Annotated in this window: 19 protein-coding genes; 10 read left to right on the top strand and 9 right to left on the bottom strand. The window is 40.7% G+C overall.

Annotated elements, in window-relative coordinates; genetic code table 11:
- The first annotated feature begins 256 nt into the window (after window positions 1-256).
- The 7 genes from rho (at window position 257) to VK159_RS08185 (ending at window position 7,670) form a co-directional block, all read left to right on the top strand.
- Window positions 257-1,873: a transcription termination factor Rho gene (rho, locus tag VK159_RS08155; protein WP_414672822.1), complete on the top strand. Its 1,617-nt coding sequence runs from the start codon at window positions 257-259 to the stop codon at window positions 1,871-1,873.
- 19 nt (window positions 1,874-1,892) lie between these two features.
- Window positions 1,893-2,201 carry a hypothetical protein gene (locus tag VK159_RS08160; protein WP_324229634.1) on the top strand — a complete coding sequence of 103 codons (309 nt, stop codon included), beginning with the start codon at window positions 1,893-1,895 and terminating at the stop codon, window positions 2,199-2,201.
- A gap of 253 nt (window positions 2,202-2,454) precedes the next feature.
- Entirely contained in the window at window positions 2,455-3,537 is a 1,083-nt protein-coding gene (gene mnmH, locus VK159_RS08165) for a tRNA 2-selenouridine(34) synthase MnmH (RefSeq protein WP_324229635.1), read from the top strand.
- 15 nt (window positions 3,538-3,552) lie between these two features.
- Window positions 3,553-5,274 carry a hypothetical protein gene (locus VK159_RS08170; RefSeq protein WP_324229636.1) on the top strand — a complete coding sequence of 574 codons (1,722 nt, stop codon included), beginning with the start codon at window positions 3,553-3,555 and terminating at the stop codon, window positions 5,272-5,274.
- A 35-nt stretch (window positions 5,275-5,309) separates the two neighbouring features.
- Window positions 5,310-6,191: a hypothetical protein gene (locus VK159_RS08175; RefSeq protein WP_324229637.1), complete on the top strand. Its 882-nt coding sequence runs from the start codon at window positions 5,310-5,312 to the stop codon at window positions 6,189-6,191.
- A gap of 23 nt (window positions 6,192-6,214) precedes the next feature.
- Complete coding sequence (gene selD, locus VK159_RS08180; protein WP_324229638.1) at window positions 6,215-7,273, top strand: selenide, water dikinase SelD; 1,059 nt, start codon at window positions 6,215-6,217, stop codon at window positions 7,271-7,273.
- Between the two features lie 64 nt (window positions 7,274-7,337).
- Window positions 7,338-7,670, top strand: coding sequence for a hypothetical protein (locus tag VK159_RS08185; RefSeq protein ID WP_324229639.1), 333 nt, complete (start codon window positions 7,338-7,340; stop codon window positions 7,668-7,670).
- 27 nt (window positions 7,671-7,697) lie between these two features.
- Here VK159_RS08185 and VK159_RS08190 read toward each other — a convergent pair whose 3' ends face one another.
- The 3 genes from VK159_RS08190 to VK159_RS08200 are packed head-to-tail and all read right to left on the bottom strand — an operon-like array spanning window position 7,698 to window position 10,061.
- Window positions 7,698-7,928: a 4a-hydroxytetrahydrobiopterin dehydratase gene (locus tag VK159_RS08190; RefSeq protein WP_324229640.1), complete on the bottom strand. Its 231-nt coding sequence runs from the start codon at window positions 7,926-7,928 to the stop codon at window positions 7,698-7,700.
- A gap of 20 nt (window positions 7,929-7,948) precedes the next feature.
- Window positions 7,949-8,383 (bottom strand): IPExxxVDY family protein, encoded by a 435-nt coding sequence (locus tag VK159_RS08195; protein WP_324229641.1) that lies wholly within the window; start codon window positions 8,381-8,383, stop codon window positions 7,949-7,951.
- Between the two features lie 40 nt (window positions 8,384-8,423).
- A complete protein-coding gene (locus VK159_RS08200; RefSeq protein WP_324229642.1) occupies window positions 8,424-10,061 on the bottom strand; it encodes a M28 family peptidase in 1,638 nt (545 codons plus the stop codon).
- A gap of 154 nt (window positions 10,062-10,215) precedes the next feature.
- On the opposite strand from VK159_RS08200, the gene feoB reads away from it, so the two are divergent.
- Entirely contained in the window at window positions 10,216-12,336 is a 2,121-nt protein-coding gene (gene feoB, locus VK159_RS08205; protein ID WP_324229643.1) for a ferrous iron transport protein B, read from the top strand.
- A 59-nt stretch (window positions 12,337-12,395) separates the two neighbouring features.
- Here the strand turns inward: feoB and VK159_RS08210 are convergent, their stop codons facing one another.
- From VK159_RS08210 to VK159_RS08220, 3 genes are all read right to left on the bottom strand, one after another.
- Window positions 12,396-13,541, bottom strand: coding sequence for a hypothetical protein (locus VK159_RS08210; RefSeq protein ID WP_324229644.1), 1,146 nt, complete (start codon window positions 13,539-13,541; stop codon window positions 12,396-12,398).
- A gap of 81 nt (window positions 13,542-13,622) precedes the next feature.
- Window positions 13,623-14,501 carry a serine hydrolase gene (locus tag VK159_RS08215; protein WP_324229645.1) on the bottom strand — a complete coding sequence of 293 codons (879 nt, stop codon included), beginning with the start codon at window positions 14,499-14,501 and terminating at the stop codon, window positions 13,623-13,625.
- A 5-nt stretch (window positions 14,502-14,506) separates the two neighbouring features.
- Window positions 14,507-15,001: a hypothetical protein gene (locus VK159_RS08220; RefSeq protein WP_324229646.1), complete on the bottom strand. Its 495-nt coding sequence runs from the start codon at window positions 14,999-15,001 to the stop codon at window positions 14,507-14,509.
- Between the two features lie 66 nt (window positions 15,002-15,067).
- Between VK159_RS08220 and corA the strand changes: the two genes are divergently transcribed.
- Window positions 15,068-16,162 carry a magnesium/cobalt transporter CorA gene (gene corA / locus VK159_RS08225; RefSeq protein ID WP_324229647.1) on the top strand — a complete coding sequence of 365 codons (1,095 nt, stop codon included), beginning with the start codon at window positions 15,068-15,070 and terminating at the stop codon, window positions 16,160-16,162.
- A 33-nt stretch (window positions 16,163-16,195) separates the two neighbouring features.
- Window positions 16,196-16,711 carry a RidA family protein gene (locus VK159_RS08230; protein WP_324229648.1) on the top strand — a complete coding sequence of 172 codons (516 nt, stop codon included), beginning with the start codon at window positions 16,196-16,198 and terminating at the stop codon, window positions 16,709-16,711.
- 5 nt (window positions 16,712-16,716) lie between these two features.
- On the opposite strand, the gene VK159_RS08235 is transcribed toward VK159_RS08230, so the two are convergent.
- The 3 genes from VK159_RS08235 to VK159_RS08245 all read right to left on the bottom strand — a co-directional run bounded on the left by VK159_RS08235 (window position 16,717) and on the right by VK159_RS08245 (window position 19,883).
- Window positions 16,717-16,911, bottom strand: coding sequence for a hypothetical protein (locus VK159_RS08235; RefSeq protein WP_182802985.1), 195 nt, complete (start codon window positions 16,909-16,911; stop codon window positions 16,717-16,719).
- Window positions 16,912-17,064: 153 nt separating this feature from the next.
- Window positions 17,065-17,583 carry a DUF2480 family protein gene (locus VK159_RS08240; protein ID WP_324229649.1) on the bottom strand — a complete coding sequence of 173 codons (519 nt, stop codon included), beginning with the start codon at window positions 17,581-17,583 and terminating at the stop codon, window positions 17,065-17,067.
- 161 nt (window positions 17,584-17,744) lie between these two features.
- Entirely contained in the window at window positions 17,745-19,883 is a 2,139-nt protein-coding gene (locus VK159_RS08245; protein ID WP_324229650.1) for a peptidylprolyl isomerase, read from the bottom strand.
- Between the last annotated feature and the right edge of the window lie 432 nt (window positions 19,884-20,315).

The raw sequence follows: 20,315 nt of genomic DNA on the forward strand, positions 1-20,315 counted from the left end.
CCTGCTATGCCTGCCTTTTGTTAAAAAATACACCTCTGCTAATTTTTTTTCCTTTTTTCCGATTTTACCGTAACATTGCATTGGATTCAGACTGATATTTAAAAATCCGATCTTCCATAAGCTCATCAAATTCGGTCGTTCCAGGTTCCCTTTAACTTTTATCAACACAAACTTTCAGATCTAAAAACAAGTCCCAGACTTTCTATCCGTGTTAATGAATTAATCTCTTATGTACGACATTCTACAATTGAACGACATGCTCGTTCCTGAGTTGCTAGACGTAGCCGAGCAATTAAAAATTGCAGGAGCTAAAAAATTAGATAAGCAACAACTCATTTATAAAATCCTCGATAATCAAGCTGTTATGGCAAGTGAAAACAAAGGCGCAGACGATAAAAAGCGCAAACGCATTGTAAAGACCACCACTGCTTCCGGTACTGAAGAAGCTGTTGTGGAAAGTGGCGATAAGGAAACTGCTGCTCCTAAGGTTCGCAAAAAGAAAGAGGAAGCGCCTGCAGCTGCACCTAAAAAAGTGCTGAAGAAAACTGAACTGCCTGAACCCATTATTCCTCCTGGTTTTACATTACCGGGTGAAGATGATTTTGTGGCAGGTCCTCCTGAAATGGAATTAGGAGAGCAATTGGCCGAATCAAACCAGGAAGCTGAAAATCCGCAACCAAATGAGCGCCCGCAAAACCAGCAGCATCAACAACGACAGTTTCAAAATAATAAGCGTGAACAACCTTTCAACATTGAGTTTGATGGTGTGATACAAGGTGAAGGTGTGTTGGAAATGATGCCTGATGGATACGGTTTCTTACGCAGCAGCGATTACAACTATTTATCAAGTCCCGATGATGTGTATGTATCTCCATCACAAATAAAACTATTTGGCTTAAAAACAGGTGATACCGTTTACGGTTCTGTTCGTCCTCCAAAAGAAGGTGAAAAATATTTTGCCTTATTGAAAGTTGATACCATCAACGGGAAGCGTCCTGATGAAGTGCGTGACCGTGTGCCGTTTGATTATCTAACACCGTTATTTCCTTACGAGAAATTAAATCTTACAACTACTTCCAATAATTACAGCACACGTATTATGGATCTGTTTACCCCAATTGGTAAAGGACAACGTGGATTGATCGTTGCCCAGCCAAAAACAGGTAAAACGATGCTGTTGAAAGAACTGGCGAACGCCATTGCAGAAAACCATCCGGAATGTTACCTGATGATCGTACTGGTTGATGAGCGTCCGGAAGAGGTAACTGATATGGAACGTAGCGTGAAAGCAGAAGTTATTGCCAGCACGTTTGATGAACCTGCAGAGAAACACGTGAAAGTAAGTACCATCGCTTTACAAAAAGCAAAGCGTTTGGTTGAGTGCGGTCATGATGTAATTATCCTGTTAGATTCAATTACACGTTTGGCACGTGCGCACAATACCGTAGCACCTTCAAGTGGTAAAGTATTGAGTGGTGGTGTTGAAGCAAACGCTATGCAAAAACCAAAACAGTTCTTTGGTGCTGCACGTAAAATTGAAAATGGCGGATCATTAACCATTATTGCGACGGCGCTTGTTGATACTGGTAGCAAGATGGATGAAGTGATCTTTGAAGAATTTAAAGGAACAGGTAACATGGAATTGGCTCTTGATCGTAAGCTGGCCAACAGACGTGTATTCCCTGCAATTGATATTGTTGCTTCAAGTACACGTCGTGATGATCTGTTACTTGATAAAGACACTGCTAAACGTATGTGGATCCTGCGCAAGCACATGGCTGACATGAATACAGAAGAAGCAATTAATACATTGTTGCAACACATGCGTGGAACGAAAGACAACAACGAGTTTCTTATCAGCATGAATGGTTAAACAATTTTAAACTCTTCGTATGAAATACTTTTTTCTTTCAGCATTGTTACTTACTCTTTTTAGTTGTGGTGATTCGCAGCAATCAGATAATGAAAAACAAAGCAGTGAGTCAAAAATTGAGATCAGTGGCGACTCTGGTGAAATAAAGATCAGTAAAGAAGGCATTTCCATTACCGGAGATGATTCTGCAAGCATCAAAATCAATTCTAAAGATGGAATTAAGATCGAGGGAAAGGATGGCAAAATAGAAATCAAAACCGGTGACAGCGGAAACATCAATGTGGAGAAGAAGGGAAAAGAAGTAAACATCCAGATCAAAGAAAATTAAACTTATAAAAGTCCTGCAGACATCTGCAGGGCTTTTTGCTTTGTACTATGCTTCAAAGGTTCGGTAACATCAGCAGGGCATTCGGAATGTTTGCGTTTATTGTTATGTGCTACGCCTGGTTTTTCACCAGCAACCTTGAACTTTTTCTTATTGCCAAACAACTTACTATTCTCTTCTTCTGCATTTCGCTTTTGCTTTGGCTTATCTCCATTATTGTTGCAAGACGAACTAAGTAAATTTGTGTGTTGGTGTTATGGCTATTCAAAAAATAAATATCGAAGAGTTTCTTTCGCTTGCTGCTACTTATCCTGTATTGGATGTACGCAGTCCCGGTGAATACAAACATGCGAAAATTCCCGGTGCCTATTCCTTTCCTTTATTTTCTGACGAAGAACGCAAAGTAGTTGGCACTGCTTATAAACAACAAAGCCGGCAAGAAGCAATCAAGATCGGCCTTACGTTCTTTGGTGTGAAAATGCGGAGTATGGTGGAAGAGGCAGAAAAGCTGGTGGAGGACTGTAATGAGATCATCCGCAAGAAATCGGCCCAGTCGGGATCTGACAGAAATGATAAAACAGTTCTTGTTCATTGCTGGCGTGGTGGCATGCGTAGCGGGGGTGTTGCATGGTTGCTGGATCTTTATGGCTTTAATGTTTACACACTTGTTGGCGGTTATAAATCTTTTCGCAGGTGGGCGCTTGATCAGTTTGAAAAAACTTATTCCTTTCGCATTCTTGCTGGCTTTACTGGTTCAGGTAAAACACCTTTACTGGAAAAAATTGCCAAAGCAGGTGAAAACGTAATAAATCTCGAAGCGCTGGCTCATCATAAAGGGTCTGCCTTTGGTAACCTGGGAATGCCGCCCCAACCTTCTCAGGAACAATTTGAAAATAAATTAGCGCTTGCCCTTTATGAAGCATCTAAAAATCCAGCAGCTATCTGGATCGAAGATGAAAGCCAGCGCATTGGAGATGTAAATACACCCATGAGCCTTTGGAAACAAATGCGAACATCCCCTGTCTATTTTCTTGATATTCCTTTTGAGGAGCGATTGAAGCATATTGTGGCTGAATACGGAAAACATGAACGTGAGCGACTTGTGAATGCCGTCATCCGCATCAAAAAAAGACTGGGTGGTCTGGAGACCAAAGAGGCTATTAATGCCCTTGTTGAAGACCGGGTGGAAGATTGTTTCCGTATCTTACTTACCTATTACGACAAATGGTATTCAAAGGGTTTGCATAATAGAGAGAACCTTCAGGCGTTATTAGTAAAGATACCCTGCGAAACCGTTCAGGAATCCAATATTAAACAACTATTACAGCTGCAGGTGTAGCTAAAACAAAGGCTCATGAAAAACTTTTTACTTCTCCTATTTTTCTGCTCCCTTTCATTCTTTGGTAAGACGCAGGTGGTTACCGGTGTGTACAAAGGAAAGATGGTTTCTGACAGTTTAAAGTATTCAGTAGATTTTGAATTGACGTTAAAAGAAAAGAACGGTGAACTGTATGGCTACTGCCAGCGCTTGTTTTTGATCGATGATGTGTTGTACTATAACCTCGTAAAAGTAAAAGCACGTATTAAAGACAGTGTATTGATTGTTGAAGACGAAAAATCTGTTTCAAACAACTTTGAGCAAAAAACAAAAGGTATTAAGACCGTGTACATGTTCAACATCAAAGACATTGTTGACACGGCATCGGTTTTAATTGGAGAATGGAATACATCGAGCTGGCGAAACATATATGCAATACCGGGCAAGCTTGTTGTGAACAGAGAACGGAATTATTTGGCTACGCAGTTATACAAACGCCTGGAAGAAAAAAAGCTCACGAAAGAAATGATGTTTGATGATCCTAAGCCAGTACTGGTTTCAACGCCAACAAAACCTCAGCCAATAGATATAGCAGTCAACAAGCCAAATGACAACAAACCAACAACAGCTCCTTCAACGCAAAATAAGCCGGAGGTAAAAACTTCGAAAGATTCCATTGCAACAAACAATGTTGCAGTTACAAAACCCGACGAAACAAAACCGGTTGTAACTCCTTCAAAAGATTCAAGCAACAGAACAACTATTGCGGTTAACAATCAACAACAAACACCAACAAAACCTAATGATGTTGCTGTTAATCAGCCAAACAACAAACCGCCTGTCACAAATACTCCGCAGAATCAAACACCTGTTACCAATACCAACAGACCTGCAAACACAACTGGTAACAATACCGTTGCTGTAACAACTACACAACAAAACAAACCTGTTGCAACTAAACCTGCGGACTCAACAAATAAAACATCCGTTGGAGCTAATAATCCGCAACAACCGAAACCTCAGCCAACAACAGTTGCTGTTAATCAGACAAACAATAAACCACCAGTAACAACAACACAAACTCAACCAATAGTAACTACTAATAAACCAGCAACAACAAAACCAAATGATGTTGCCGTTAATCAGCAGCAACCGAAACCCCAGCAAACAGGTCCGGCTGTAACAACATCTAAACCAACTACTCCTGCCACAACAAATCAGCAGCAGAATACATCAACAGTTGCCAATAAACCTGTTGAGCAAAAACCAACAACACCGGCTATTGTAACGCCTGCTGCAACTAATCAACCAACTCAATCAAGTATCAGTACCATTGGCAATGTAAATGCCGGCAATACAGCAGGTCAACCACAAACAGGAACAGGTAAGCCACCGGTAATTAATAACCCTGTAATTGTGAAACGCCAGGTTGAAATAATTGAGGCGCTGGAAGTATCAGAGGACAGTGTGGTGTTATCGTTGTACGACAATGGTGAGATCGATGGAGATACGGTAAGTGTGTTTCTTAACAACGAATTGATTGTATCAAGAATTGGTATTAAGGCAAGTGCTTATAAAAAAACCATTGCTGTTCCAAAAGGAGAAATTATACAACTTACTCTCTTTGCTGAAAACCTTGGAAGCATTCCACCAAATACAGGATTGCTGATCGTTACCACAACCAATGAACGTTACCAGGTAAACTTCAGCTCAACACTCAACAAAAGCTCGTCGATTGTATTAAAGCGAAAAGAATAACAGCACAATAGCAATTGAATGTTTTTCTTTGCAGTATGAAACTTGTTTTCAGCCTTGTGCTGATCTGCAGCACTCTTTTTTCTTCTGCACAAGATATTGCAGGGCTTTGGCGTGGCCGCTTTACAAGCAATCATCCGCTGCAGCAGATAACTGAATATAAATATGAATTGCTGTTGTTCCAGGATGGCAACAAAATCTCCGGCTATTCGTATTCTACTGTTGTAAACGGTGAGTTTTATGCTGTTTGTGAAATAGCAGGAAACCTGTTTGAGGGATATATGGTGATCACCGAAACAAAAACGCTTTATCAAAATCCTTCCGGCTCTGAAGGTGTTTTGCAAAGTCATATTCTCTTCCTAAACAGTGACACAAAAGAAGTAAGCGGTGAATGGAAACAATCAAACAAACGCAAGACGCAACTCTTTGAAGAAAGTGGAAAAACGTTTTTGAAAAAAGAAGATGATCCTTCAAAGTCAGGACTGATCAAAGTGCTCGAACAAAAAAATGCAGTGCAGGTTGAAAAACCATCTGCTCCTGAACAGTCGCCGATACTCAATAAAGATTCCATTAAACTTTCGTCCCGTACTGTTGAGATCGTAAAAAGTATTGAGACAAATGCTGACTCTGTTTTAATAGAATTATATGATGATGGGTTGATCGATGGCGACAGTGTTTCTGTTTTTACTAACAACAGTATTTTACTTAATCGCATAGGATTATCTGATAAAGGAATCAAACAAACAATTGCTTTACCCAAAACTGAAGAAGGTCTTTTACTTATATTGTTTGCCGAGAACCAGGGAACCATTCCTCCGAACACAGGTGTACTTGTTGTAAAAACCGGCGGCTTGGTCTACGAGATCAGGTTTAAATCTGATAATAAGAAAAGCGCTGCCGTTCGTATTACGAGGAAATAATGCATTCTGGTTTACATTTGCGCATGCTTTCAGAAACAATCAGACTCACACAGTTTTCACATGGCGCCGGTTGCGGATGCAAAATAGCTCCTGCAGTACTGGAACAGATATTACAATCAACATTATCAACAATAGCAGATAAAAATTTACTTGTTGGCAACAGCAGTAAAGATGATGCAGCAGTGTACGATCTCGGTAATGGTATGGCCATGATCTCCACTACTGATTTCTTTACACCAATTGTTGATGATGCATTCAGCTTTGGACAAATAGCATCAGCAAACGCCATCAGTGATGTGTACGCAATGGGCGGCAAACCTTTACTTGCCATTGCGATACTTGGATGGCCTGTAGAAAAACTACCTGCTTCAATTGCGCAACAGGTATTGGATGGTGCAAGAACAATTTGTAACGAAGCTGGTATCACCTTAGCTGGTGGTCATAGCATTGATTCTCCGGAACCATTCTTTGGCCTGGCCGTAAACGGAATGGTACAGATTGCACATCTCAAACAAAACAATACTGCACAGGAAGGAAATGTATTACTACTGACCAAACCCATTGGTGTTGGCGTATTAAGCACTGCAGAAAAAAGAGATGTGTTGAAAGAACAACATAAAGGACTTGCAGCAACACAAATGAAACAACTTAATGCTGTTGGCGAGTTGCTTGGAAAGATCGATGCTGTTACAGCAATGACAGATGTAACCGGCTTTGGTTTGCTTGGACATTTAATTGAGATGTGTGAAGGTGCGGGTGTTTCTGCTGAGCTTTCTTATCAGCAAATACCATTTATTGCGGCAGCAAAAGAATACCTGGCGCAACGCATTGTTCCTGACGCAACCTACCGTAACTGGAATAGCTACAGTACCAAAGTTGGTTTTGGTGCAGGCGTGAACGTGATGGAAGCATTTAACCTGTTGCCTGATCCGCAAACGAATGGCGGATTATTGATCGCTGTAAAAGAAGAACAGCTAACTGAAGTGCAGCAAATTCTTGCTGCAAACAATCTTGAAGCATATACACAACCAATCGGGCGAATTGTTCCAAAAGCGGAAAAGGTTGTTCAGGTTTTAAGTTGATGTATTGCAATGGCAATGATAGATGAGTATATTAGTTGTCTGTAATCAACTTAAACCAATTTTTATGGACGCAAAAACAATCGCCTGGGTAAGCTATCTTACCCTCATTGGCTGGATCATTGCTTATGTTTCATACGGCAATCTGAATCCAAAAAGTTCACTAGCTACATATCATCTCCGACAAAGTTTTGGAATCATGGTAACAAGCCTGGCCATTTACATTGCCTTCTGGATGCTGGTGTTTATGGTTCCCTTTCTATCGTTTTTAATTACGATCATATGGATAGCACTTGTGGTGCTTTGGGTGTTGGGGTTGATCTCTGCATTAAATGGCGAAGAAAAACCATTGCCTGTTGTAGGAACCTACTATCAGCAATGGTTTCAGTTTATTAAATAAAAGCATTCTGTTGTTGTCAGACGAATACTATAAAAGCTTGTCGATTTTGTCGGCAAGCTTTTTATCTTTTGATGTAACAATATCACCTGCATCGTGTGTGCTCAGCCATATCTCCACCTTATTCCACGCATTGGTCCATAACGGATGATGATCCATCTTTTCAGCTTCTAACGCTACACGAGTCATAAACGCAAACGCTTCAGAGAAATCGGCGAATTCAAATTTGCGGTAGAGTTTGTTATCTGTTTCTGTCCACATAAGTTTACAATTGAGTGAGGTTATAAAATAAGATGCTGCTTGTTCTTTATTTTTTCATTGGTTAACTCAACCACCAACTGTACACCGGGAATATTTCGAATATCAGTGATCAACTTTTTTTCATCTTCTTCACCCGGCAGATCGCCTTTTGTCAGCCATAAATAATCAAGGTGTTTGAATTCAGGTAACAGATACTCGCCGTCAAATTGATTCTTATAGAGATAATATTCCAACACCATGTTTGGCTCCCTGTATTCAAAAACCGAAAAGTAATACTGCCTGTTTTTCTTGGTTAACTGAATTTCGATATCATCATTCAATCGAAAATCGAAACGCATGGATTGGTTTACCTGCCAAACAAACTTCTGGCTTTCCATAGGAGCCATTACACCAAGCAGAAGTGTATTCTCAAAGAATTCTTCCGCCAGCAGTTCGTTATCGATTTTGAGTTTCATGTTTGCAATCAGCCGTGGTTGCTGTCTTTGCCAACCATTTTTAAAACGATATATCAAATTCAAGTTCTTCGTTACCTCTTTTCACTTTCACTTTTGTGCTGTCACCTTTTTTAAATTTACTCAATGCCTGCATATAAGCCTCAACAGAGCTGATATTAAATTCGCCCAGCTTTGTTACAACATCGCCAGCCTTTAAACCGGCTTTCTGTGCTGCACGTCCTTCACTTACGCCATCCACTTTTACACCATTGCCACTGAATGTATAATCGGGCATAATTCCCATGCTCACAGTAAAACGTGCAGTAGTGGTTGTTTGCTGTTCACGTGTTTTTGTAAACGCCAGTTTTGGTTCCTTGCTGCTTCGTGCTATTAAACGGGTGATATATTTTACAACCAATAACTGACCGTTGTAATTGATCTTATCAAAATCATCACTTGGTTTATGATAATCGGTGTGCAGACCGGTAAAGAAAAATAACACTGGAATATCTTTTCTGTAAAAAGAAGTGTGATCACTTGGCCCGGTACCGCTGCTGTCAACTTTAATACTGAAAGCAGGTTTCTTTTCATTGATGAGTGATCCCCATGTTGGTGATGTACCAATACCACCAACAGTAATTGTTTTTGCAGTATCATTAAACCGACCAACCATATCCATATTGATCATGTAATTCACTGTATTCAATGAAACGGTTGGATGATCAGTAAAATACTTTGAACCATACAATCCCAGTTCTTCACCACTGAAAGCAATGAGCAGGTAATTACTTGTTTTTGCGCCTTCAGTTTTTAATAAACGGCCTAACTCGATCAATGCCGCTGTGCCACTTGCATTATCATCAGCACCATTATGAATTGCTGAACCTCCGGTATGTCTTGAGTTGTTATCTTCACCATAACCCAAATGATCGTAGTGTGCGCCAATGATGATTGTGCTTTCTGCATTGTTGTTAATATAACCAACTACATTATGTCCTTTCCTGATCTTCTCGCCTTGTTCTACTTTCAGTTTAATGTCCTGCATAGCCGATGGATCTGCAGCGATTTTATCGCCGATACGCTTTTGTAACCAGATAACAGGAATAGTAGATAATGCTGAGCGATCTTTTGCATCATACTTCAACCCTGCATCTTTTGCTCCGCTATTAAACAGGATCAAAGCAGTGGCGCCTTTTTGCGCCGCATCTTTTTCTTTCGTGCGGATGGCGCCCGGCAGATCAAAATGCGGATTGTTTTCATTCTCTACCAACAATTCTTTTATATCCCAAAACCAGGCGCTGCCGCCTTCATGCAAACTGGGAGAAGCCATTGCTTCAATACTTCCGTTTGCACTCCAACTGAAAGGAAAAAAATCTTTATCAACTTTTAAATGTTCTCCATCGATAATAAAAAAGGTGGAAGGAAGTATTTGCTTTCCTTCGTTTATCTCAAACACCTGGAGGAAACCATTTTCACCTTTTGCTTCCACACCGTTTCGTTGAAACTCCTGAATGATGTATTTATAAGCAAGCTCTTCGCCTTTTGTACCGGTTCTTCTTCCTTCCAGTTTATCATCAGCCAGAAAACTTGTATGTGTACGGAGATTGAGCAAACTCAGTTTATCAGACTTACTCAGCTTTTGTGCAAAAGAACCAATGGTAATGAGTAGAAAAAACAAAAACGAAAGAACGCTTTTCATATATCAAATTAATTTGAGGGTCAAAGTTAAACAGATGTGTGCTTTCCCTGTAAGGTTGCTTAGAAAATTAAACAGCATTTCACAAACCCGAAGCTAATCTTTCCAACTTCGTAAATGCCTCAATCTTTTTGCACCTACATTTGCACTTGCTTTCATGGCCACAAACAAAATTCATATTGCATTAGTTGGCAACCCCAACAGCGGTAAAACCTCTTTGTTTAATACCCTAACCGGTCTTAACCAGAAAGTGGGCAATTTCCCGGGCGTTACGGTTGATAAAAAATCAGGTGAACTAAATCTGGGTACTGATTTAAGGGCCGAGTTGATTGACTTACCCGGCTCTTACAGCCTGTATCCCCGACGTGCAGATGAATGGGTGAGCTATCGTGTGCTCATGAACCAGGACACAGATGTAAAAGCAGATGTGGTGGTGATTGTGGCAGATGCAAGCACCTTGAAACGGAACCTCCTCTTTGTATCCCAGATCATCGACCTGAAGATACCGGCAGTGCTGGCACTTACCATGATGGATGTAGCCCGCAAGAAAGACATTATCATTGATCTGAAAGGATTGGAGCGAGAGTTGGGCATTCCTGTTGTTCCGGTAAATCCAAGGAAGAACAAAGGAATTGATGCGTTGAAAAAAGCTGTGGAAGCAACTGCCAGGCAGCAATACCGTCCACCGGCTTTTGATTTTATCCCCAATAAAAATCTTGCTACTGAAGCGGTAAATGAAGTGAAAGAGATCTTGCCTCACCTGAGTGATTATGCAGCTATCCATCACCTCATCAACCACGAATCGTTTTTGTTGAATGCAGCGATGCAGGACAAAATTGAAACGATCGAACAACGCAACAAAGTTCAGCATACACGTATCCAGGCCGAGGAGATCATGCTGCGTTACCAACGCATTAAGCAGATCGTTCAGAATACCATAACCGAAGAATCGCCGGTAAAAAAACAATTGATCGCAGAAAAGCTCGATCGGGTGTTGCTTCATCGTGTCTGGGGTTATGCCATTTTACTTACAGTATTGTTCCTGCTTTTTCAAAGTATATTCTGGATCGCACAGTATCCCATGGATATGATCGAGCTCTTTTTCCTGAAAGCATCAAACTGGTTCAGCAGCTGGTTGCCTGATACATGGCTAACTGATCTGTTCATTAATGGTGTACTCGCAGGTTTGAGCGGCATCTTTGTGTTTGTACCACAGATCATGATCCTGTTTGGTTTGATCACTATACTTGAAGAGACAGGCTATATGGCACGCATCGGTTTTTTAACCGATAAGATCATGCGTAAAGTAGGGTTGAATGGAAAAAGTGTGATGCCGATGATCAGCGGCTTTGCCTGTGCTGTACCGGCTATCATGAGTGTGCGAAATATTGAGAACCAGAAAGAGCGATTGCTGACGATCCTGGTAACTCCTCTCATGAGTTGCAGTGCCAGATTGCCTGTTTATACTATACTCATTGCACTGGTAATTCCGAAAACATATTTCCTTGGCTTCCTGAGTTTGCAGGGGTTGGTCATGATGGGTCTTTATGTGTTTAGTGTGGTGATTGCCTTGGTGGTTTCATATGTAGCCAAGCGTTTTATCAAACTGAAAGAGAAAAGCTTTTTTATTCTTGAGCTTCCGTTATATCGCCACCCTCGTTATAAGAATGTTGTGATCACCATGATCGAAAAGGCTAAGATCTTTGTGTTTGATGCCGGTAAAATCATCATGGTCATCAGTTTGTTACTGTGGGCATTGAGTTCTTATGGTCCCGGTAACAGGATTGAAAAAGTAAATACAGAATATGCACAACGCCTGGCAGCTGCACCACAGAATGCTGAGGTGATTGAGAAAGAAAAACAAACTGCACTGTTGCAGAATTCTTATGCAGGTGTAATGGGTCAATACATTGAACCGGTAATTAAACCACTAGGTTACGATTGGAAAATTGGCATTGCCTTGATCACTTCATTTGCAGCACGTGAAGTTTTTGTTGGAACAATGGCTACGCTTTATTCTGTTGACAGTGATGGAGCTGATGAGCAAACGCTTCGGCAAAAAATGCATGCGGCTGTAAAAGCAGATGGAACAAAAGTGTACACACTTGCCACAGGTGTATCATTGATGATCTTCTATTTGTTGGCCATGCAGTGTATGAGCACACTCGCCATTGTAAAACGTGAAACCCGGAGTTGGAAATGGCCCGTCATACAACTCGTGTATATGACAGGCCTTGCTTATATCTTAAGTTTGATCGCTTACCAGTTGTTGAAATAACTATAACCCGCAAATTGTGCTACACCCGTAACACATAGCCCCTAACTCATAACTTTCTCTTACCAACTCACTGTATTTCTTATCCTGTTTACCAGGTTGCTGTAAATCCGCTGCATCATTTCTGACATGGCATCTTCTTTTGTTGGTACACGCTGGTTACTACCACGATTAATTAATGCAATATCGTTATTATCAAGTGCACGTTTGTCGCCGCTGTATTCAGCATACTCATAAGTATAACGATATTCAGATGGCAACTGATCCCACTTGATTTGATTACGTGTAACAGCATCGGTAATGATCACATTCATATCAGCATCTGCATTCAGTACACGCCTTGTTACACGAACTGTAGCCGTTACTGTTGTGTAGGTAGGACGACCGGAAGTATCTTTCCCTGTTTCAATTTGTTTACTGCGGTTGTATGTTCGTGATTGGTCAAGCGGCTGATCAAAACGAAGATTCCGCCAAACAAGATCAACTACAAGATCAGGACCGGCACCGATACTACGCAATTGGTATTCATCAAAGAAACGTGCAGGATTGGTTGTTGAGTTTTGTCCGCCGAGATCACGAATGATGTTTGCCTGGTGCTGACGGTCACGGCTGCTGTATTGATTCCATCCCCAATTGTTTCCGCCCATGCCGAACTGATCATATTGTATCTGGTTGATGAGTACGTTTACAATGCTGCGATCAAACGCCTCCTTCATACGGAGCTTTGCATCACGATAGTTAGGAACATATTGTTGTGCACGTTGAAAAGCATAGTATGCTTCTTTGTTATTTTCTCTTGTATTCAAATTCAATTGCTCAACCCCAAACTGGTAATAGTCTGCAGCAGCCGAATCTTTTGTTGAAACAAGCTGAGGATAAACGTTGGCGGGCTTCAATAACCGAACCGCATAAGCACTCTGGCTAACGGTTTCGTACATACGATGGAGACCTTCCAGCTCGGGAATGATTTTATTCCACTTCTCCGGTGCAGGATCGTACTGGTAATTGTTCAGCCGCTGCATTGATTTTGTGTAGGCGTTATTATATACCTGTTGCAGATCTGCGATGATCTTATCGTCTGCTCCCTTTTTGTTCAATCGGCTGATGAGTGTTGCAAGATCTTTCTCATCACCGTAGCTGGCAGAACGGCTGCCCCTGCAGGCAGCAAATGTGATCACAATAAAAAGAATGGGTAAAAGTTGTTTCATATGTTGATGGTTTTTCTAACTAAGCTCAAAGCAAATACCAGTTCCTTAAGACCGGCTTTCTTTAACAAATGTATACGGATTTTAAAACTTCATGTTGGGTTCAAAATAGTTCCACAATAACGAAGAAAGCTTACGGGTTAGTGTCCAGGCTTCATTATTTGCATTCCAGCTTTGGTCTTTATTGTTTTTTGTGATGATACAAACTACATAAGGATGATGTGGCGCATTCACCAGCATCACTTCACTACGACTGGCATTTACCGCTCCGTTTTTGCTGAATACTTCAACCGTTGGCGGAATAGACGACAAACCTTCTTCATCCCAGTAATTACGGCCTAACAAACGCATCATGCGGATGCAGCTGCTGTCGTTAAAGATCTCTTTACGGTAAATGCGTTCTATGATATTCGCCATTTCAAAGGGGGTCGTTTGTCCCCATCCGTAAGTAGTTCGGTTTTCTTCACGGCCGGGTGTTCTTGAATTGACCCTTGTATGCTTATACCCAAGCTCCTGCATAATTTCATTGATGCGTGTACCGGTTCCGGCTAAACTTTGTAACCATAAACTTGCAGTATTATCGCTGGTGGTGAGCATGAGCATGATCACTTTCGACAACTCCACCTGTTCGTTGTTTTTATAAGAGCCGAGTATATCAACTCCTGCATAAAGTAATGAATCGTTGTATATAATAGGTTGATGGTAAGTCAACTCGCCTTTGTTGATCTTATCAATTACTCCCAGCAGGATCGGCACTTTCACCATGCTTGCAGTTGGAAAAACAGTATCAGCATTTATGGCAACTATTTTTCCTGTTTTTAAACTCTTCACATAAATACCAATCTCACCATTAAAACCGCTGATCAGTTCTTCGATCTGCTTCTTTAATTTCTGATCGGTCTTTTGCGCATAACAAAGCTGCAAACTCACGAGGAATGCAAAAAACAAAACAACAGACTTCATATGTTTTATTGAACCGATGACGGGTCGAGTTTCCAATCATTAAAATCTTTCCTGCTCCAGGTAGCTGGCCGGGCATGTACACCTGCTGTAAAATCGAAATGGACATAATGCACTCCCTTTGTTTCAAGCAGGTTAAGAGCTGCAAAAGAAAGATATTGCTCTGCACCGGAGTTGCCTGCTCTGTCGGTAAGCCAGGTGGCATCAGGAATATTTATATAAACCGTATCATTTGAAATTCGATCGAACAGCATCTTGATTTCACTGTAGGTTTTGTTCACACCGTTCACAAACGCCTGCGGAACTGTAACAGAATCTTTGGGAGCAAATATCTTTTTCCTGTCTTTCGTTTCCGCTGTGCAATCCCAAACAATTACTGTATCCGTTACAAACCATTGTTGTGGCGGCTCAGCATTTGCTGCAGCTTTGCTTTCGTTGGAGGCTTCGTTGTTGCAGGCCACAACCAATGCAACAAGACAAAGAGTTAGGAGATATCGAATCATGTCTTAAAGCTACATAACACTTGTGAAGATGCGTAATGAATGTTTAAATTCGTTTAAATTTTCATTATGGGAAAACGGAGCTCCTATTTAGACCTGGTGTTGAACCCCTTCAACCTCCTGCGGACAAAGCGTATCCTCAACGTAAATCCCACTGTAGTTCCACTTCGAAAAGAACCTGATCATATCAATTTATACGTGTATGATTACGATTTTGAAAACCTGCACCAGGAAAAATTAGCTGAGGTAAAAGACGCCTTTCGTTACAAACATTCAGCGAGTGTAACATGGATCAATGTGGATGGTATCCGCAGAAAAGACATAGAAGATATTTGCAGTCATTTCAATATTCACTCACTCGTACTGGAAGACATCCTTAGTATCGGTCAGCGCCCAAAAGTGGATGATATTGATGGTACCATGTTCTGCCTGCTGAACATGTTATACTTTAATGAGAAAGAATCAACAGTAGAAACTGAACAGATCTCCATAGTACTGGGAAAACAGTTTGTACTCAGTTTCCAGGAAGACGCATCCAGGGATGTGTTCAATCCATTGCGTGATAAACTGCAATTCAGAAATAATAAGATCAGGCAAAGCGGAACCGATTATCTTTTCTATTCCCTAATTGATATGATCGTTGATAATTATTTTGTGGTGATGGAAAAGCTGAGTGATAAGATTGAATTGCTGGAAGAAGATATTATCCGGCATCCCAATAAACGATCACTGGCAAAAATCAATCAACTGCGAAAAGAAATGATCGTATTGAAACGAAACATTTCTCCGGTTCGGGATATGATCAATGGTATTCTCCGCAGTGAGAGCCCGCTCATACAGGAACGTACCGAGAAGTATTTTAAAGATATTTACGACCACATTGTTCAGGCAAATGATCTGGCAGAGAACTACCGTGATATGATGATGAACCTACACGATCTTTATCTGAGTAATGTAAATCTGAAGATGAATGAGGTGATGAAGGTGATGGCCATTGTAACTTGTTTACTGGCGCCTGCAACTGTGATAGGTGGTATGTTCGGGATGAACTTTGATGTGATACCTTACGCACATCACAAATGGGGTTTCTATTTAACCTGCGGCATGATGATCTTAATTCCTTTGGTCATGTTGTATCTCTTCCGTAAAAGAGGTTGGTTTTAATTATATATAATCACTATTACTAAACTTACTTGTATGAAATTATTCACGGTATTACTTTTTGCTTTCTCATTTCTTTCTGTAACTGCACAAACTGCTGATGAAAAGATAAAAGATTTAGGATTGCAATTACCTCCGGCGAGCAAACCAATTGCCAACTATGTAAAGTATGTAAGAACAGGCAATCTTATTTTTCTTGCAGGACACGGACCAACAAAGGCAGACGGATCAAATATTATGGGAAAGGTGGGAAAAGATCTCAGTATTGAACAAGGTTATGAAGCTGCAAAAATTACAGCTCTTAGTCTTATTGCTACATTGAAAGATGCGCTTGGTGGCGACCTGAATAAAGTAAAACGAATTGTAAAAGTAAATGGCTACGTTAACTGTCTGCCCGATTTTACAGAGCAACCCAAAGTGATCAATGGTTGCAGTGATTTATTGGTACAGATCTTTGGTGAAAAAGGAAAACACGCAAGAGCAGCCATGGGTATGGTAGCATTACCAATGAATATTGCTGTTGAAATTGAAATGGTAGTGGAAGTAGACTAGTGTAGTTAAAAATGCTCCATGCTTTTGAGCATTTCATATTCAGTTTCAAAACTGCGGTGTTTGAACCAACCAATAATGCCGCCACCACCAAGCCAGAAACAAACTTCCATTACAAGTAAGATAACACCCATAACAGTAAAGTAAAAACCAGTGAATGCCTGCGGGTCAAATACAAACTGAAGCAACTTAATTACAAGCATAGATATCAACCCTTCCCTTAACACGCCGTGATAGAGAATATATTTCCACCTGGGAATTGTTCTGCGCTTTTCCCAAAGCTTCAAAAATTTCCTCTGCCTTGGTGTGAGCCGGTAAGGATGGTAATTACGAAAGTCGTTAAGTGGCACTGAGGTTTATACAGTTGGTTTTGGTTGTTTAAAAATCGGAACAGTGCTGCAAGGTTCTCCGTACATGATGCTTTTCGCTACAGGTCTTAATTTGTTGGTGATCTCCAGGTATGCTGCTTCGGGTATTGGTTCATCGCCACATCCTTTCACCACCACCCGTTGATCTTTGTAAACCGATGTATCAAGTGCTGCAATTGCCTGCATCAGTTTTTGTTTCTTCCATTCTTCTGCAGAACCCAGAAATAATTCTTTTGCTACAGGCTGCAACAAAGACGCCACCAACATATAGGCCCACATCGGAATAATGGCATCTGCACTGCAGCTGATTAAAACAGTTTTGTCTTTATAAACACTTGCATCTGTTTGCTGAAGCGAGGCCCTGAATTCTTTTTCTTTAATGATCAATCCCATAAACAGGAAATCTTTCAAGTCGAATAAAACCGGTTCCTCCTTTGGGATCCAGGCTTCCAGGTCAATGGTTTGCAAGGCACTTTCAGCTACTTTATTTACTATCACTTCACTCATATCACTACTATTGAGATAGTAAATTTACTCCAAATATGCAATTTCCTTTTTTACCATTTCTCAGCATCGTAGTTTTTCATCGTGGTATACGTAAAACTACTGTGCATAAAAATGGGCATAACTTGAGTTATGCCCATTGCGTTATCTAAAACTGAGAACGATTAATAGAACTTAATTCTTCTGTCTTTTACCTTAGCCGCTTTGCGTAATGATTGTAATGCAGCATTTGCTGCGCTTTGTTTCATACCGCCTTCCATTTGTAAACGACGATCGTTATATGCAGCATTTCCTGCGGGCTGCAATCCAACATTTTCTGTACGGATCACGAATACACCCGTATTGCCAGTGATTGGTTCGCTGCTTTTACCCTTTACAGATGGGTTAAATGCTGCGCCGGTTACTTTTGGCTCCATACCAACACCAGGGATGAACGGAGAGAAGAAGGAGATACTATCAGCACGTAACACATTTGTTTTGAAGCTTGTTGCGATCTGGTTCAAATCACGGTTATTACCGATTTTACTAATGATCTCTGCTGCTTTCTTCTGATTACGTACAATACTTTCAACCTGGATGCGTGCTGTTTTAGCATCAGGCACACCTTCTTCTTTTTCTTCAGCAATCAACGCTACCACCACTTTATCACCAAGCGTTGTTGGCTCAGATACATTACCCACTTTATTTTCATACACCCACTTAACAAGATTACGTGCACCACCTAAACCGATAATAGAATAATCTGTAGGACGAATTTCAGCAACACGTGGTACTAATTTCTTTTTAGTAATTGCATCTTCAAACTGCTTGGCGTTACGTGCTTCAGCAGCAAACTGTGCTGCTGCTGTACTTGCACTGCTGATGGTTTCATCGCTCGGTTGAACGGCACGTGAGAAGTAAGCAATTTTATAAGCAGGCTCAATTTTCTTTTGCTCAAGGATTTCAACAAGGTGGTAGCCAAAACTTGTCTTCACCACTTTTCTTTCTCCCTGTTTTCCATCAAGCATAATAAACTGTGCAAATTCTTTTGCAAACGTGTTAGGGTCCTGTATCTGCATAGAAGCAAACGTCATCTCACCATTATTTTCACGGCTGCCATCACTTAATGGATTGTATTTTTTAACCAGATCGCCCCAGTTTGCGCCGCCACTAACAGCATTCTTGATACTATCAATAAGTTGTGCTGCTGCGCTGTCTGTTCTTATTGCCTGACCGGTTTGCTGATCCATTACACCAACGAGGATGTGGCGACATTTAATTGAATCGGGCAGATCACGTTTTGCCAGCATTTTGGCAATAACATAATTGCCTCCGTCCTGGTATGGTCCAAATAGTCCACCAACAGGAAGGTTACGGATGGAATCTGCATTTGGCACCTGCAATGCAGACTTTAATATATAACCATCGAAAAAAGCTGTATTTGAACTATTGGCAATTACAAATTGTGCAGCATCGGTTGATGCTGCAAATGCGCTGTATTGTTTACTTACTTCACCTAAAGCATAAGCAGAATCTGCAGCGCTCGGAGCGGCATCAAAAATTACATAAGAGATTGCTCTGCTTTCTTCCTGCTTGAATTCATTTTTATGTTTTCGTACATATGCATTAATATCCTCATCGGTAACTTTTACAGCACTATCGCTGATAGAAGTGTAAGGAACAGCAACATAACTGATAGAAGCAATGCTGCTTTGATCGTTGAGATCTTTATCACTTAACCATTTTGGGTAGAAAACACTGCCAGCTAAGAGTGCACCATATTTTGTGCGCAAACCATTCTGTACAATATAATCAATGATGTTACGCTCAACATATACACGTTGCGGATCGTTTGCTTTTTTATTTTTCAATGAGTTGATAAACTGACGTGCTGCGTTTACATCATAAGCACCGGTTTGCTGATCTCTGAACTGTTGTGCTAATGCCGGAGGTGGATTATTGCCATATAACGCTTCATTCATATCAGCAGATGAAAACGTTAAACCAAGTTTTTCATATTCAGCAGTAAGAATGGTTTCTTCAACTTCGTTACTCCATAACATTTCAATCAATTGCTGACGCATTTCATCATTTACATCCATTCCCTGAGCACGGTAACCATTTTCCATTTCTGTTAAACGATCACTGAAAACATTTACATCAATATCTTTTCCGTTTACAGAACCAATTGAGGTTGGTTGCGATCCGGCACCGCTACCACGGCCGGCAAAGTAATCTGTTAGAATAAATCCGATAAGGCTCAAAGCAATCACAGCAATGCTCACGGCCGCATACTTTTCACGAATCTGCTGAATAATGGACATAATAGTATATTGTACGTTATAAAAGTGAGCGGCAAAAATAGGGGGAAAAAGAGGTTTGAACAAATTGTGGAAAACTCCCGTAATCTGCACAGGGTAAAGGTTTTAGAAAAGAAGGGGCGGATGTTTCAAAAACAGAAATAAAGAATTCACAATAGCCCTGTGAATAAACCTTAAAACCTGTGGATATGGTCGTTTTTAACAGGGATAACTTCGTGAATGGTTAGTTGAGATCTGTGGAGGTTGACCCCCGGTACAAAAACTACGTTTACAACCTCGTGTTTATCCCCTCCGGTTTAACACAACAAAAAGAAAAAATACTGATGTTAGTTGTACAACCATTTTTGAATCCACAGTTGTGAACAAAGCCAATCTTTCCTTACTGCTGCTGCATATCCCAATGTGGATGAGTTGGGAATTGATGTGAATAAAATA

It is taken from the genome of Lacibacter sp. (assembly GCF_035299325.1).
Lineage (GTDB): Bacteria > Bacteroidota > Bacteroidia > Chitinophagales > Chitinophagaceae > Lacibacter.